The sequence below is a fragment of the Kluyvera sichuanensis genome, from assembly GCF_014218705.1.
Lineage (GTDB): Bacteria > Pseudomonadota > Gammaproteobacteria > Enterobacterales > Enterobacteriaceae > Kluyvera > Kluyvera sichuanensis.
In genome coordinates this window covers 70647-85181 of the sequence record NZ_JABBJF010000001.1, presented here as the reverse complement: position 1 = coordinate 85181, position 14535 = coordinate 70647, and the positions used below count along the sequence as shown (strand labels likewise).

The 14535-nt window shown below is 52.9% G+C and carries 16 protein-coding genes and 1 pseudogene; 11 read left to right on the top strand and 6 right to left on the bottom strand.

Annotation, left to right across the window (positions count from 1 at the left end):
• The first annotated feature begins 62 nt into the window (after window positions 1-62).
• Together HII27_RS00420 and HII27_RS00415 are read left to right on the top strand one after the other, a co-directional pair.
• Window positions 63-1010, top strand: coding sequence for a quinone oxidoreductase family protein (locus HII27_RS00420; protein WP_185666014.1), 948 nt, complete (start codon window positions 63-65; stop codon window positions 1008-1010).
• Between the two features lie 276 nt (window positions 1011-1286).
• A complete protein-coding gene (locus HII27_RS00415; protein WP_185666013.1) occupies window positions 1287-1919 on the top strand; it encodes a LysE family translocator in 633 nt (210 codons plus the stop codon).
• A 9-nt stretch (window positions 1920-1928) separates the two neighbouring features.
• On the opposite strand, the gene HII27_RS00410 is transcribed toward HII27_RS00415, so the two are convergent.
• The gene (locus HII27_RS00410; protein ID WP_185666012.1) at window positions 1929-3452 is read right to left on the bottom strand and encodes an EAL domain-containing protein; all 1524 of its coding nucleotides are present in this window, start codon (window positions 3450-3452) and stop codon (window positions 1929-1931) included.
• 722 nt (window positions 3453-4174) lie between these two features.
• On the opposite strand from HII27_RS00410, the gene HII27_RS00405 reads away from it, so the two are divergent.
• Together HII27_RS00405 and HII27_RS27065 are read left to right on the top strand one after the other, a co-directional pair.
• Entirely contained in the window at window positions 4175-4381 is a 207-nt protein-coding gene (locus HII27_RS00405) for a hypothetical protein (RefSeq protein WP_185666380.1), read from the top strand.
• A gap of 691 nt (window positions 4382-5072) precedes the next feature.
• Window positions 5073-5243 (top strand): annotated as a pseudogene (locus tag HII27_RS27065) (hypothetical protein); the annotation flags it as partial.
• Between the two features lie 286 nt (window positions 5244-5529).
• On the opposite strand, the gene HII27_RS00395 reads toward HII27_RS27065, so the two are convergent.
• Together HII27_RS00395 and ompW are read right to left on the bottom strand one after the other, a co-directional pair.
• Entirely contained in the window at window positions 5530-5763 is a 234-nt protein-coding gene (locus HII27_RS00395; RefSeq protein WP_185666011.1) for a hypothetical protein, read from the bottom strand.
• Between the two features lie 177 nt (window positions 5764-5940).
• Window positions 5941-6576, bottom strand: a complete 636-nt coding sequence (gene ompW / locus HII27_RS00390; RefSeq protein WP_185666010.1) for an outer membrane protein OmpW — start codon at window positions 6574-6576, stop codon at window positions 5941-5943.
• 394 nt (window positions 6577-6970) lie between these two features.
• On the opposite strand from ompW, the gene HII27_RS00385 reads away from it, so the two are divergent.
• The 3 genes from HII27_RS00385 to yciA are packed head-to-tail and all read left to right on the top strand — an operon-like array spanning window position 6971 to window position 8715.
• On the top strand, window positions 6971-7714 hold the full coding sequence (locus tag HII27_RS00385) for a YciC family protein (protein WP_185666009.1): 744 nt from the start codon (window positions 6971-6973) through the stop codon (window positions 7712-7714).
• A gap of 47 nt (window positions 7715-7761) precedes the next feature.
• Window positions 7762-8301 carry a septation protein A gene (locus tag HII27_RS00380; RefSeq protein WP_185666008.1) on the top strand — a complete coding sequence of 180 codons (540 nt, stop codon included), beginning with the start codon at window positions 7762-7764 and terminating at the stop codon, window positions 8299-8301.
• Between the two features lie 15 nt (window positions 8302-8316).
• Window positions 8317-8715 carry an acyl-CoA thioester hydrolase YciA gene (gene yciA, locus HII27_RS00375; RefSeq protein WP_185666007.1) on the top strand — a complete coding sequence of 133 codons (399 nt, stop codon included), beginning with the start codon at window positions 8317-8319 and terminating at the stop codon, window positions 8713-8715.
• Window positions 8716-8769: 54 nt separating this feature from the next.
• On the opposite strand, the gene HII27_RS00370 is transcribed toward yciA, so the two are convergent.
• Window positions 8770-9306: a YniB family protein gene (locus HII27_RS00370; protein WP_185666006.1), complete on the bottom strand. Its 537-nt coding sequence runs from the start codon at window positions 9304-9306 to the stop codon at window positions 8770-8772.
• 135 nt (window positions 9307-9441) lie between these two features.
• Here HII27_RS00370 and hxpB point away from each other — a divergent pair, with 135 nt between their 5' ends.
• The 4 genes from hxpB to HII27_RS00350 all read left to right on the top strand — a co-directional run bounded on the left by hxpB (window position 9442) and on the right by HII27_RS00350 (window position 13275).
• Window positions 9442-10110, top strand: a complete 669-nt coding sequence (hxpB, locus tag HII27_RS00365; RefSeq protein ID WP_185666005.1) for a hexitol phosphatase HxpB — start codon at window positions 9442-9444, stop codon at window positions 10108-10110.
• A gap of 154 nt (window positions 10111-10264) precedes the next feature.
• Complete coding sequence (kduD, locus tag HII27_RS00360; RefSeq protein ID WP_185666004.1) at window positions 10265-11026, top strand: 2-dehydro-3-deoxy-D-gluconate 5-dehydrogenase KduD; 762 nt, start codon at window positions 10265-10267, stop codon at window positions 11024-11026.
• Window positions 11027-11114: 88 nt separating this feature from the next.
• Window positions 11115-11705 (top strand): metal-dependent hydrolase, encoded by a 591-nt coding sequence (locus tag HII27_RS00355; protein WP_185666003.1) that lies wholly within the window; start codon window positions 11115-11117, stop codon window positions 11703-11705.
• A gap of 178 nt (window positions 11706-11883) precedes the next feature.
• Window positions 11884-13275: an L-cystine transporter gene (locus tag HII27_RS00350; RefSeq protein ID WP_185666002.1), complete on the top strand. Its 1392-nt coding sequence runs from the start codon at window positions 11884-11886 to the stop codon at window positions 13273-13275.
• A gap of 121 nt (window positions 13276-13396) precedes the next feature.
• On the opposite strand, the gene cedA is transcribed toward HII27_RS00350, so the two are convergent.
• Window positions 13397-13636 (bottom strand): cell division activator CedA, encoded by a 240-nt coding sequence (gene cedA / locus HII27_RS00345; protein WP_185666001.1) that lies wholly within the window; start codon window positions 13634-13636, stop codon window positions 13397-13399.
• A gap of 139 nt (window positions 13637-13775) precedes the next feature.
• Window positions 13776-14531, bottom strand: a complete 756-nt coding sequence (chbG, locus tag HII27_RS00340) for a chitin disaccharide deacetylase (protein WP_185666000.1) — start codon at window positions 14529-14531, stop codon at window positions 13776-13778.
• Between the last annotated feature and the right edge of the window lie 4 nt (window positions 14532-14535).

Below are 14535 nucleotides of genomic sequence, written 5' to 3'. Positions count from 1 at the left end.
GAGTATAGTGCCGTTATCTTATATGTGCATTTTACACATAAATACCTTTTGGAGACACACTTATGAAAGCAGCCGTGGTCTTTGACCTCGCCCAAGGCCCGGTATGGGCCGATTTTGATGAACCGCAGGTAGGAGAGCAGCAGACGCTGGTTCGCGTCCGCACCGCCGCCATCAGCCACGTGGTGAAAAGCCGCGCCTCCGGTAAACACTACAGCTTTGACGGCACGCTGCCGTTTGTTGTCGGTATCGACGGCACCGGCACGCTCCCTACCGGCGAGCGGGTCTATTTTGCCTTCCCAACCGCACCGTGGGGCAGCATGGCGCAGTACGCGCCTGTCGCCCGTCAGAACTGCTTTGTGCTGCCGGATGGCTTAGATGATGTCACCGCCGCTGCGATGGCCAACCCGGGAATGTCCGCCTGGGCGGCGCTGGTGAAGCGCGCGCATTTCCAGGCTGGCGAAACCGTCCTGGTAAACGGCGCTACCGGCAGCGCCGGGCAGCTAGCGGTGCAAATTGCCCGCTATCTCGGCGCCAAAAAGGTGATCGCCACCGGGCGTAACGCCAGCGCGCTCGCGATGCTGAGCGCTGATACCACCATTCTGCTCACCGGCGATGACACCACCCTCAGCGCGGAATTCGCCGTTCAGGCCAACCAGGGTATTGATGCCGTCGTCGATTATCTCTGGGGGCACAGCGCGGAACTGCTGCTGCCCGCGCTGGCGAAATATAGCCGAGGCAACACACCGATTCGCTACGTACAGGTCGGGTCGCTTGCGGGAAGCGATATTGCCCTTAACGGCGCGGTGCTGCGCTCTGCCCCGCTGCAGTTAATGGGTAGCGGGATTGGTAGCCTGCCGATGGCGCAACTGTTGCAGGCGACCGGCGAGATGCTGAATGCGGCAGTCGCTGGTGGTTTTACCATCGCGACTACGCCCGTGGCGTTGCAAAACGTTGCTACCGCCTGGCCGTTGGATGACAGCCAGAAACGTACGGTTTTCACACTCGAATAAAAAAAAGCGGTTTCACACAAAAGATAGGGTTGATATCTTAAATGAGAAATATTATCTTTCTCATTACCGAATAGTTGAGCAAATCACTCAGGTATTCGGTACGACATTGCTCACATTGCTTCCAGTATTTTTGCCCGCATTCGATGCGGGCTTTTTTTTGTCTGAGTAGCCCGTACAGGCGACGCGCCGCCGGGAGCAGCTCCCTACCAACAATTGTCTCGCCCGTATGAATGAGACGTCGTAGTATAAAAACTCCTCGCCTCGCTGGAGTTACCCATGTCAGAGTTCCACAACATTCTCGCGTTCGCCCTCGTCTCACTGGGCATGGCGCTCACCCCTGGCCCCAATATGATTTACCTTATTTCACGTTCGATCTCACAGGGGCGCACTGCGGGGTTGGTCTCGCTCGGCGGCGTAGCGCTGGGCTTTATCTTCTATATGGTCAGCGCCGCCTTTGGCTTAACCGCGCTAATGATGGCGGTACCCTATGCCTATGATGCACTGCGCATTGCCGGTGTGGCCTATCTACTGTGGATGGCGTGGCAGTCGGTGCGCCCTGGCGGACGTTCGCCGTTTCAGCTTAAAGAACTGCCCCAGCACAGCCCGCGCAAGCTGTTCCTGATGGGTTTTCTGACCAATCTGCTGAACCCTAAAATTGCCATCGTCTACCTTTCGCTACTGCCGCAGTTTATCAACCCCGCTAGCGGCAGCGTGCTGACGCAGTCGTTGATGCTGGGCATGACGCAGATTGTGATTAGCGTGACGATCAACGCACTGGTGGCGCTCTCCGCCGGAACCATTGCGCTGTTTCTGGTGCGTCGCCCCTCGTTTGGCACGATTCAGCGCTGGCTGATGGGTGGCGTATTGACGGGGTTGGCTATCAAGATTGCCACTGAATCACGCCGCTAGCGGTCCGGGCTATTCAACAACCACCCTGACCTTGGGCTTCGACAGCAGAATTTTGACTAGCTCAGGCAGGGATACGGGTTTGAAAAAATAGAATCCCTGCAGGTAGGTGATGTTATTTCGGCTGAGGTAATCGAGTTGCGCCTGGGTCTCGACGCCTTCAGCAACGATGCTGATTGAGAGTTTACGCGCCAGTTCCAGCACGGAATCCAGAATCAGCGTCGAGTCTTCATAGGCGTTTACCCGGCCAACAAAGCTCTGATCGATTTTGATATAGTCGATATGCAGGTCGTGCAGGTAAGAGAGCCCGGAATAGCCGGTGCCGAAATCATCCAGCGCAATAGCGAAGCCATTTTCGTGCAGCATATTCAGCGTCTGAATCAGATGCTCATCGACATGCAGCGGTTCCCGCTCCGTGACTTCAATCACCAGATTCAGATCCTGACGGGAAAAATTCTGCTTGTACGCCAGACACTCGGCCACAAAACCTGAGTCTATAATGTGCGACGCGCTGAAATTAATCCCGATGTGAAAACCTTCCGGTAGTTTGCTCTCAATGGCATTCATATGCGCCACTACCTGTGCCATCAGGCTGCGGGTTAGTGGCACAATTAAGCCCGATTTTTCAGCCGCAGGAATAAAGACTGAGGGTGAGATAAAGCCCGCTTTGGGGTGCTTCCAGCGGGCCAGCACCTCCACGCCGCGCAGCGTCCCTTCCCGACCGTTTACGATGGGCTGGTAGTAAGGCACGATTTCTCCTTTAGCAATCGCTTTGCGCAGCGTCTCTTCCGGCGTCGTGCTTTTATTGAGGTATTTATACAGCGCATAGGCGGCAACCCCGGAAAGCAGCAGCAGGAAAATCAGGATCCCGCCCCCTTGATGAATCAACCGCCCGGCGCTGAACAGCACGGGGAGGTTGTACTGGATACCAAAGGGATAACGTTCCGCGCTCACCATGCTGTGACCGGGCAGATTCCCTGGCTGCGGATAGATATCGCCATACAGGCCCATCACCTGGTTATCGACCACCAGTGAATAATTTGCATCGCGAAGCGGCGTATTGAGTACGTCGCGAATGTGTCGGTCACTCACGGTGATGATGATCCGTTTGCCGGTATAACGGCGCTGAAACAGGAGCACCGGACGATCGTCAACCGTGTTCGCCTTTGACAATAACAGCAGCGATTTCTCTGGGATCTGCGCCACATGCAGTAGCAGTACATGATTACCCGGCAACGAGGAGCACCACACCCGACCATCGTTAAAGATAAGCAGCGTGCGAAGATGCGGCTGTAGCGCCGCTTCAGTGCCCAACTGATACTGCCCCTGGGCATCACAACCTTTGGCAATGACCTCGTCCGCTACCCCGCTGGCCTCCTGCGCTTCATCCAACATAGTGGCAATATTCCGCGCCGCATAGTGCGCCCCCGCCAGGCGTTCAGAACGCAGCGAATACCAGAGCTGGGCATTGAGAATAAAAATACCGGAAATCAGCAGAAGCGCCGCGGCGATGATGGGAATAAGGACATTGCGCATTAACGCTACCTGGCTATAAGTGAGAGCGGCGACGCGATAAGCTTTATACTTTGAGCATGGTAGAAAATCTGCAGAAATGCCATGCGCACTGTAACGTGAATCAAAAACGTCGGTCCCACGCCATAGACACTATCGCTTTCCACGCTAATGATTAATTCTAAAACTATTTTTTTAGCATCGTCCGATCGTTTTAAGTATTACAGACGCTTATCTATTTTTGATATTAATCAAATATCGATCATTTTTCTTATGTCCATAAAGCGATATGCCTCCGCTTTTTATTAAAAAACTGTTGCGAGAAAATTGACCATTTCCGTACTAGTAACCTGGATACAGAGCCGATAATTTCACATTAAATAATGAATAACGACACTACGAAGATGAATAAATCATACAAAATTAGGGAGCATTCCCCTACTCCTTAACATAACGTAATGCGTTGCCCAGACTGAATTTTCTTCTGTGCAAGAACCTGACAAGGTCTACCGCACATTTTTCCTGCGTTCAATCCTGCTTCAAAATGTAACACCGAACATCAAAAGATAACTGAGACTTCATTACGCGCGGCCGAACCCTTCACTCGAAACCCATGTCAGACAATCCTCTTCACACTTAACTTTTTTAATACAATATCTAAGCCATTATTCGTACGTTGACATGTCATTTACGCGCATTCATATTTCATGCAGAAAAATAATGTCTCGGGTGACGTGGAGAATTGCATGAAACACGCCAGAACCTATCCTGCTCAGCGCCGACGTCGTGGCGAAAGCCTGAATGCGGGGCTGACAATGCTGAGTGCGCGTGTCGCAGACGAGCTTTGTGAATACGTTCGTGATGTGGCAAGCCAAACGCGAAAAAGTAAGCAGCAGATTATTACCGAAGCGCTCGTGCTGTATCGGGAAAACAATCCGGAGATAACCGAGTAAATACGCGTTTTTATTTATATCGACTGACGACAGGCCAATGTAATCACTTTTAAGTGAGAATATAAAAACACGCTGATGTTTTTACGGGTTATCCGTGTGCGGAATATGTCGTTTATTAGCGACATAATTGAACCTCGACGGTTAAACGGTATTGTTTACGATATTTTTATTTTCGCCACAACTGACTAAAGCACAGTAGCGTGTTTGATGTAGAGGATTTTCAAAATGGTATTACTACGCGCTTGCTGTTCGCTAGGTTGGATTATGGGCATTACGTTCGCATTGACGATGGCGGTGATTACCGTATCGCTAACGACATTAAATCTGACTCTGACGCTTTCTCAGGGCCTGGTGGCTATGCCGATGAAGGCGCTAGTTCACTCCCTAATCGTCGCCTTAGTCGCGCTGTTGCACTATGTGCCTCAAACGTTTTTAAGCTGTTCATCATTCATTTTTAGTCTGTGGTAGACAACCCCCCTGGTGATGGGGGGGATTTTTTGTGAGGTCATACGATGTGCATCAACCTGTACGATAATGCTCGCCGCTATAGCGATGAAAAGAAGTAGCCACCAATGAAATACGGTTGTCGCTGTTATTTTACGACCGACTGATTGGCAGAATACCCTTCAGTTTTTAGTGTATAAGAACGGCAATGGATATAATGAAACACACAACACAGGCATCATCCTTAATGAAAAAATTCATGCTTTCCGCGCTGGTCTTCACCGTCATGGCCTCTGCTCCGGCTTACGCGATTAATGCCAAATACCGCGAGCAGCTCATCCGTTCCGGCTGCACGCAGATGACGGAAGGCGTCACCTGCGACATCAACAAAACCAAGGCGCAAAACGCCGCCAATGCAGGCAAACCGCTTGCCAAAACGACGCCTAAACCAGCAACTGCTGCGAATAAGAAGTATGGTCAGATCGTAGGCGAGGCAGAAACCATTCTGGGTATGAAAGGCATCGCCGCTGAAGAGTTTCTGGTAGAAAAAGGCTGGCGCCAGCAGTCTAACGGCGACTGGGGAAAAGCAGGCCACCTGCTGCGAATTGTGGAAGAAAAAGGCGTCGTGTTGAATGCTCAAATCGTTAAATAATAATAAGGCTCCTAAGGGAGCCTTATTATTACCATCAGTAGCACATCACCGATTACGCTACTTTGGTCACGCGTAAAAAACGCTGTGGCAATTCCCCCTCTACCACCAACAGCACAGATTTCAACTCAATCTTCATACTCTGTTTAATGGCAGCGGCTTTTAAACTGGTCGACTCCCGCTGAAAACCGCCATCGTTATAGGGCACTATCAGAATACTATCCCCCGGTGCTTTTAACTGCCGAAGTGCTTCCGTTCGCGTGTTGTAATTGAGGTATTTGTTTGCCATTCCTGTTCTCTTTTTCGCACCCACCGTTAATGCTGACTTCATTGATAAAATAGTGCGTTATCAATAGTAAGAGCTTTTATTTACGGTGACTAAGAAAAAGGAATGTATACTTTAAATGCGGAACATTCCTGGCAAGAGTAGACGCTGACCATAGAATGACCAGCGTTGTCAAGACAGTTAGAACCGGTAGCCCGCCGAGAACATAAATACCCACGGGTCAAGACGCGTACTCACGCTCTGGTTGGCCCCGCCCGCTTTAAATTTAACGTTAGTATCAATATCCATATACCAGACCGACATGTTCAGCAGCCAGTCGCGGTTAATCAGATAATCCAGCCCAACCTGCCCTGCCGCTCCCCAGGAGTCGTCGACGCTCAGGTCAGAAAGCCCGGCTTTTTTACCGGTATCGTTAAAATCGTTATCAAAGAAGGTGGTGTAGTTGATACCCGCGCCGATATACGGGCGCAACTTGCTCTGCGCGTCGCCAAAGTACCACTGCGCCATCAGCGTCGGTGGCAACTGGTGTACGGTGGCGATATTCCCCGTCGGCCCGGTTCCCACCTTATGACGGAACGGTGTAGCGGCCAGCAGCTCAATACCGATGTTGTCCGTGGCCATGTAGGTAAAGGTCAAGCCGAGCTGCGTATTGTTGCTAACGTTAAAGCTGCCGAGGCTGCCCAATACGTTATCAGACCCTTCCGTTGGCCTGACGGTCGCCGAACCTGCGCGGATGAAAAACTCACCTGCTTCGTGCGCCCAGACGCCGCCGGAAAAGGTACTCAACATTAATGCAACCGCCGCTAACTTTTTCATATCCACTTCCTCATTATGGTTTTTCAAGCGCGGCAAATATACCCATAACGAGTTACCTTTGATCCTACATAGATCACACTAAATCATTAGATTTAACATTTATTGATCCAGATTAATTTTTGCCATTTTCTGCAAATACGTCATTTGCACCCATATCAATTCTATGATTTTCCCAGGAAAAACGGCCATATCATGGTTTTTACAGCAACCATTGAATGATAAGAACGCTGGAACAATGTACTGCGTAAACCGGCACACGCTCACCGTGCTCCCTTGTCGTGAGTTTCTCTTTACAAAGATATACTTAGCCCGGCTCTCGCGGGACGTGCTACGGCTACACGATTTGCGGTACAATTGCCGGCTAATCAACACCTGCCATACTCAAGGAGAGTGCATGTCTATCACGGCGCAGTCTGTATACCGTGACACGGGTAATTTTTTCCGTAATCAGTTTGTCACCATCTTACTGATTGCTTTGCTCTGTTCATTTATCACCGTAGTGCTCGGTCATGCCTTCTCACCTAGCGACGATCAGCTGGCGACGCTGACCGTTGGGGATAACCTGGCGGGCAGCACCGGTCTGTTCGATCTGGTACAGAACATGACGCCGGAGCAGCAGCAAGTTCTGCTGCGTTCCTCTGCGGCTTCAACTTTTTCAGGGCTCATCGGTAACGCGGTTCTCGCAGGCGGAATTTTGCTGCTTATCCAGCTTATCTCCGCAGGGCATCGCGTCAGCGCCCTGCGTGCTATTGGCGCAAGCGCGCCCGTGCTGCCGAAGCTGTTTGTACTTATCTTTATCAGTACCTTCCTGATCCAGATGGGTATGATGCTGATTATCGTGCCCGGCATACTGCTGGCTATCGTGCTGGCCTTTGCGCCAATCATCATGGTGCAGGATAAGCTTGGCGTGTTCTCTGCCGTTCGCGTCAGTACGCGTCTGGGCTGGGCGAATATCCGTCTTATCGCACCGGCGGTTATCGGTTGGATGCTGGCAAAAACGCTGCTGCTGCTGATGGCCTCCAGCTTCGCCGTGCTGACGCCTTACCTCGGCGCCGTGGTGGTAAATACCCTTAGCAACCTTGTTTCCGCGCTGTTGCTGATCTATTTATTCCGCGTGTATATGCTTATTCGTCAATAAACTGATGCTGCCCATCGGTGGGCAGCGCTGAACTACGGAATCGAAGTATGAAGCAGTTTCTGGATTTCTTACCGCTGGTTGTTTTCTTCGCCTTTTACAAGATTTATGACATCTATGCGGCCACCAGCGCCCTGATCGTGGCCACCGCCGTGGTGCTGATTTATAGCTGGGTGCGCTATCGCAAAGTTGAAAAAATGGCGCTGATCACCTTTATTCTGGTGGCGGTGTTTGGCGGTCTGACTATTTTCTTCCATAACGATGAGTTTATTAAATGGAAGGTGACGGTGATTTATGCCCTCTTTGCTGGCGCGCTGCTGGTGAGCCAATGGGTGATGAAAAAGCCGCTGATCCAGCGCATGCTGGGCAAAGAGCTCACCCTGCCAGAAACCGTGTGGTCACGGCTGAATCTGGCCTGGGCGGTGTTCTTTATCCTCTGCGGCCTGGCCAATATCTATATCGCTTTCTGGTTACCACAGGAAATTTGGGTAAACTTTAAGGTGTTTGGCTTAACTGCCCTGACGCTGGTGTTCACCGTGCTGAGCGGCGTGTACATCTATCGCCATATGCCGCAAGACGATCATAAGTAAGTACAGAGAAGAACCATGACACAACAACATGACGCGCCTCAGGGTGAGCTGGTATTACGCACGTTAGCGATGCCTGCGGATACCAATGCCAACGGTGATATTTTCGGCGGTTGGTTAATGTCGCAAATGGATATTGGCGGCGCCATTATGGCGAAGGAAGTGGCTCACGGTCGCGTGGTCACCGTTCGGGTCGATGGTATGACCTTCCTGCGCCCGGTTGCGGTTGGTGATGTGGTGTGCTGCTACGCACGCTGCGTGAAGCGTGGCAACACGTCGGTCACTATCAATATTGAAGTGTGGGTGAAAAAGGTATCGTCGGAGCCAATTGGCCAACGTTACAAGGCCACCGAGGCGCTGTTTATCTACGTCGCGGTTGACCCTCAAGGTAAACCGCGCGCTATTCCAGCGGCATAAAACAACAAGCCCGGCAATCGCCGGGCTTGTTGTTTGTAGGCCAGAGGGCGCGCGTTAAAGAAAACCCAGCACCTTCAAAACAAAGTAGCCAATCACAATGATGATAATCGGCAAAATATAGAGTGGGAAAAACTGTACCAGAATCGTGTGGCGCGGTACTTCGACTCGTGCTTCCAGCGCTTCGCGGCTTAGCCCTTCCGCCCCTTTCGCCTTCTCCAGAATCAGCTGATCGTTCACCCCTTCACGTAAAAACTTCGCCTGACGCGACATCCGCGCGCCGGAGTCCTGCAGCGCCAGCGCGACAAAAATCAGCGCATAGATAACCCAGAACATGATGTTCAGCCCGTTATGAAAATCCGGCTGTGGCGAGTTGTACCAGAAGATATTTAAGAATGGCGTATTGAAACGCATCATTTCGACCATCACATGCACGAAATCCATCATGACGGCATCGATTCCCGGTTGTTTCGCGCTGTGCTCGTACATAAATTTGAGTACAGAAATCAGCGTTGAGATCACCGCGGGTATAAAGATAACCCACCCGGCAATCCGCTTCAGGATGGCAATGCGTCCAGCTTGTTGATACGTCATGGGTTCCCCTTGTTAAGACGCCTGTTCTCGGGCTACGTGCTTATTGAGTCTATCCGTAGAAGGTGACTTTCGCCCGACTTTACGCGCGATATGATATACCATTGCTGAACTTGTTACCCTAAAGGAGAGGAAGTTATGTCCACCGAGCGTCAAATACGTGCCGCGATTTTCGATATGGATGGCTTGTTGATTGATTCAGAACCGTTGTGGGAACAGAGCGAACACGAAATTCTCGGCGCACTGGGCGTGGATTTCACCCGCCGTCATGAGCTTCCAGACACCCGCGGTCTGCGCATCGATCTGGTGGTGGATCTCTGGTTTGGGCAACAACCGTGGACGGGGCCAGACTGCGCCACCGTCGTAGAGCGTATTATTTCGCGCGTCATTTCACTGGTGGAAGAAAAGCGTCCGCTCCTGCCGGGCGTCCGCGAAGCCGTCGCGCTGTGCAAAGCACAAGGGCTGAAAGTGGGCCTCGCGTCGGCTTCCCCGCTGTATATGCTGGAAAAAGTACTGACCATGTTCGACCTGCGCCATCAGTTTGACGCGCTGGCCTCCGCCGACAAACTCGATTACAGCAAACCGCACCCGCTGGTTTACCTCAACTGCGCGGCCGAACTCGGCGTTAGCCCACTGCAGTGCGTGGCGCTGGAAGATTCTGTCAACGGTATGATTGCCAGCAAAGCGGCGCGTATGCGCTCTATCGTCGTGCCCGCTGCTGAAAGCCAGCTCGATCCGCGTTTCAGCCTGGCGGACGTCAAGCTACCGACGCTGGAATTTCTGACCCGCGAAAATCTGCTCGGATAATCATTTGCGGGCATTCATTATGCCCGCAAATGATACCTTCATCATAAAAAAATGAAACGCTGTTTTATTTTTATTTGAATATTCGATTCTACCCTTCTATGCTTTAGCCCTGTAGGTCATCTCATAACGATAAAAACCGCATACAGGGGTCGACATGATTCTTCACGCTTTTAATCTGCAAGGTAAAGTGGCGCTCGTGACCGGGTGCGATAAAGGTTTGGGCCAGGGCATGGCGCTGGGACTGGCGGAAGCCGGGTGCGATATTGTCAGCGTTAGTCGCCGAATACCGCAGGAGACTGCGGAAAAAGTCGCAGCGCTGGGCCGACGCCTCTACAGCATTCAGGCCGATCTCAGCCAGCCTGAAAGCATCGCCAATATTGTGCCTGCCGCCATCGCTGCTGCCGGGCGTATCGATATTCTGGTCAACAACGCTGGAACCATTCGCCGGGAAGATGCCCTCTCCTTTAGCGAAAAGGACTGGGATGAGGTGATGAATCTCAATATCAAATCGGTATTCTTCCTTTCCCAGGCCGTTGCGAAGCAGTTTCTGAAACAGGGCGATGGCGGAAAAATTATTAATATTGCCTCGATGCTCTCTTTCCAGGGCGGCATTCGTGTGCCATCCTACACCGCCTCAAAAAGCGGCGTGCTCGGCATTACTCGCCTGTTGGCTAACGAATGGGCGCAGCACCAGATTAACGTTAACGCCATTGCGCCTGGGTATATGGCGACCAACAATACCCAGCAGCTGCGCGAAGACGCCGAACGCAGCAAAGAAATCCTCGACCGCATCCCGGCGGGACGCTGGGGTTCGCCGGACGATCTGAAAGGCCCGGTGGTCTTCCTCGCCTCATCCGCCTCTGATTACATCAATGGCTACACCATTGCCGTCGACGGTGGCTGGCTGGCGCGCTAATTTTTGACAAAGAGTTACACTGTAACCTCTTCCGCCTACTGTATAAAAACCCTATACTGTATGAATTTACAGAATAACGGGTTTTATCATGACGGCGGAAGGTCATCTGCTCTTTTCCATCGCCTGCGCGGTGTTTGCTAAAAATGCCGAGCTCACGCCAGTTCTCGCTCAGGGGGACTGGTGGCATATTGTGCCGTCGGCGATATTGACCTGTCTGCTCCCGGATATCGATCACCCGCGCTCGCTGCTCGGGCAGCGGCTTAGCTGGCTCTCAAAACCCATCGCGCGACTCTGCGGCCACCGCGGTTTCACCCACAGCCTGCTCGCCGTCTTTGGGGCGCTGACGCTGTTCTATCTGAAAGTGCCCGACAGCTGGATTGTTCCGGCCGATGCGGTTCAGGGCATGGTGCTGGGCTATCTCAGCCATATTCTTGCCGATATGCTTACCCCTGCGGGCGTGCCGCTGCTCTGGCCATGCCGCTGGCGTTTTCGTTTGCCGATTCTCGCGCCGCGCAAAGGCAACCAACTGGAGCGCGTGCTGTGCATGGCGCTGTTCGCCTACGCCGTCTTTATGCCCCAGTCGCTGCCGGACAACGGCGCGGTGCGCTGGTCATCGTCGATGATCAATATGCTGCAGACGGACTTCAATCGCTTTATTGGTCGCCACGTTGAACAATAATCCAGCGGAAATCACACTTTTGGCATAATCCATTCCATTTGGATATAAGCGGACTAATGCACTTCTGTTAACCTTCTCACATCCAGACAAATCTTTACGGATTTGATCTAAAAAAACACGCGTCGCGGCTTTCTCTATTGCCGCTGAACGCCGTGGATAATACTTCAGGAGAACGGGGATGAATTTTCCATTAATAGCGAACATTATCGTGTTCGTGGTACTGCTGTTTGCTCTGGCGCAGACTCGCCATAAGCAGTGGAGTCTGGCTAAAAAAGTGCTGGTTGGCCTGGTCATTGGTGTGGTCTTCGGCCTCGCCTTACAGCTGATCTACGGTTCCGATAATCCGGTGCTGAAAGATTCCATCCAGTGGTTCAACATTGTCGGCAACGGCTATGTACAGCTGCTGCAGATGATTGTTATGCCACTGGTCTTCGCCTCGATTCTGAGCGCCGTTGCCCGTCTGCATAACGCCTCTCAGCTCGGTAAAATCAGTTTCCTGACCATTGGTACGCTGCTGTTCACCACGCTGATTGCGGCGCTGGTCGGCGTGCTGGTCACCAACCTGTTCGGCCTCACCGCTGAAGGTCTGGTACAAGGTTCTGCGGAAACCGCGCGTCTGAACGCCATTCAGAGCAACTACGTCGGTAAGCTTGCTGACCTGACCGTACCGCAGCTGCTGCTCTCCTTCGTGCCGAAAAACCCGTTTGCCGATCTGACAGGCGCTAACCCAACCTCCATCATCAGCATCGTTATCTTCTCCGCCTTCCTCGGCGTAGCCGCGCTGAAGCTGCTGAAAGATGACGAGCCGAAAGGCAAGCGCGTTCTGACCGCTATCGATACCCTGCAGGGCTGGGTGATGAAGCTGGTTCGCCTCGTCATGCAGCTCACGCCATACGGCGTGCTGGCGCTGATGACCAAAGTGGTTGCCGGTTCTAACCTGCAGGACATCATCAAGCTGGGCAGCTTTGTTATCGCCTCTTACCTCGGCCTGTTGATTATGTTCGTGGTACACGGCCTTCTGCTGGGTGCCAACGGCGTTAGCCCGCTGAAATACTTCCGTAAAGTCTGGCCAGTGCTGACCTTCGCCTTCACCAGCCGTTCCAGCGCCGCTTCTATTCCACTGAACGTGGAAGCACAGACCCGTCGTCTGGGCGTGCCGGAGTCTATCGCGAGTTTTTCTGCTTCCTTTGGTGCCACCATTGGTCAGAACGGTTGTGCTGGCCTCTACCCGGCAATGCTGGCGGTGATGGTTGCGCCAACCGTAGGCATTAACCCGCTGGATCCAGTCTGGATTGCTACGCTCGTCGGCATCGTAACCGTCAGCTCCGCCGGTGTCGCAGGCGTGGGTGGTGGTGCTACCTTCGCGGCGCTTATCGTGCTGCCAGCGATGGGCCTGCCGGTGACGCTGGTTGCGCTGCTGATTTCCGTTGAGCCGCTGATTGACATGGGCCGTACCGCATTGAACGTGAGCGGTTCCATGACTGCCGGTACCCTGACCAGCCAGTGGCTGCGCCAGACCGACAAAGACGTGCTGAATAGTGAAGAAGACGCCGAGTTAGCTCACCGCTAGCCTGTAGCCCGGACGAGGCGGAACGCCGACTCCGGGATTGCTCCGCCGTCACATCGTTTCGCCGGGCAACAAAAAAACCGCTGGTTTTCACCCGCGGTTTTTTTATATCTGTATCACGCCGTTACGCGTCGATATCGCCTTCCTGCCGCATCTGCACTGCCCAACGCTGGGCCGACTCAGGAATAGAGAACGCCTGCGAGCGACAAAACGCGCTGCCCATCAGCACAAACGCCACGTACTTGCCGCGCAAAAGCCAGACGTCGCGAAAGCCTTCGACTTTAACGGCGTGGTCGGGCGGAGCGGGTTCGGTACGCGGTACATAGCTGATAATCTGCCGTTTTTGTTGGCGAAGCGGTTTCATAAGCAGTTAAATTCACAATCATTAATGGCAAAAGCAGGAAAGTCTTATGATAGCAGGAATCGCCCGGGCGCGTCATACACAAAAAAGCCCGGCAGGAACGCTGCCGGGCAAGGGTTGAGGGGGTAACACAAGACACGTCTTACACGTCGCGGTAGGTTCCGAGACGATAACCTCGTTCAGCAATCGCGTACTTCAGCGATTCAGAGGTCAGCACATCCAGCTCATCCAGACGCGGGTAGCAATACGCGCTGCCCATAATCGTCCGGTCAACAAACGCCGGATGGCACATCACTTCCAGAGACTGCTCCTGGCGCGCCATAGAGGCATCCAGTACCTGCAGGAACAGCGCTTCGGTCACGGCGTCGCCGTAGAACTCGCTGCTGAATGCCGCGGTGCTTCGTATCCCTTCCGGGATCTCAAAGGGATATGGAATGGTGCGGTCAATACGCAGCGCAATGCCTTTCGATTTCGCAAATTCGGCCACCAGAGGGAAAATTTGCGGGATCATATGCACATGGTGATGACTGTCAAAATGCGTCGGTTCGGCATCGAACAGGTCGATAAAGCGACGGTACTGACACTCCAGCTCATGGGCAATTTCATCCATCGGCAGCGAGCCCTCTTCCGCCATCTGCCAGATCCACTTACCGAGTTTACCCTCGCGGGTCAGCCCCGGCATGGATGACAGCGGTTCGCCCAGGGTCAGCACAAAGTGCATGCCCACGGCGAGTTCCGGCGTGCGGCGGCTGATGCGTGCCGCGTGGTCGATAGCCGCGCCGTTCACCAGCGCGGTTGTCGACGTGACGAGGCCATGCTTGCAGGCATCAAGGATGCCGTAGTTCTGGCCTTTGCTCAGACCGAAATCGTCGGCATTGACGATTAACAGACGTTCCATCATG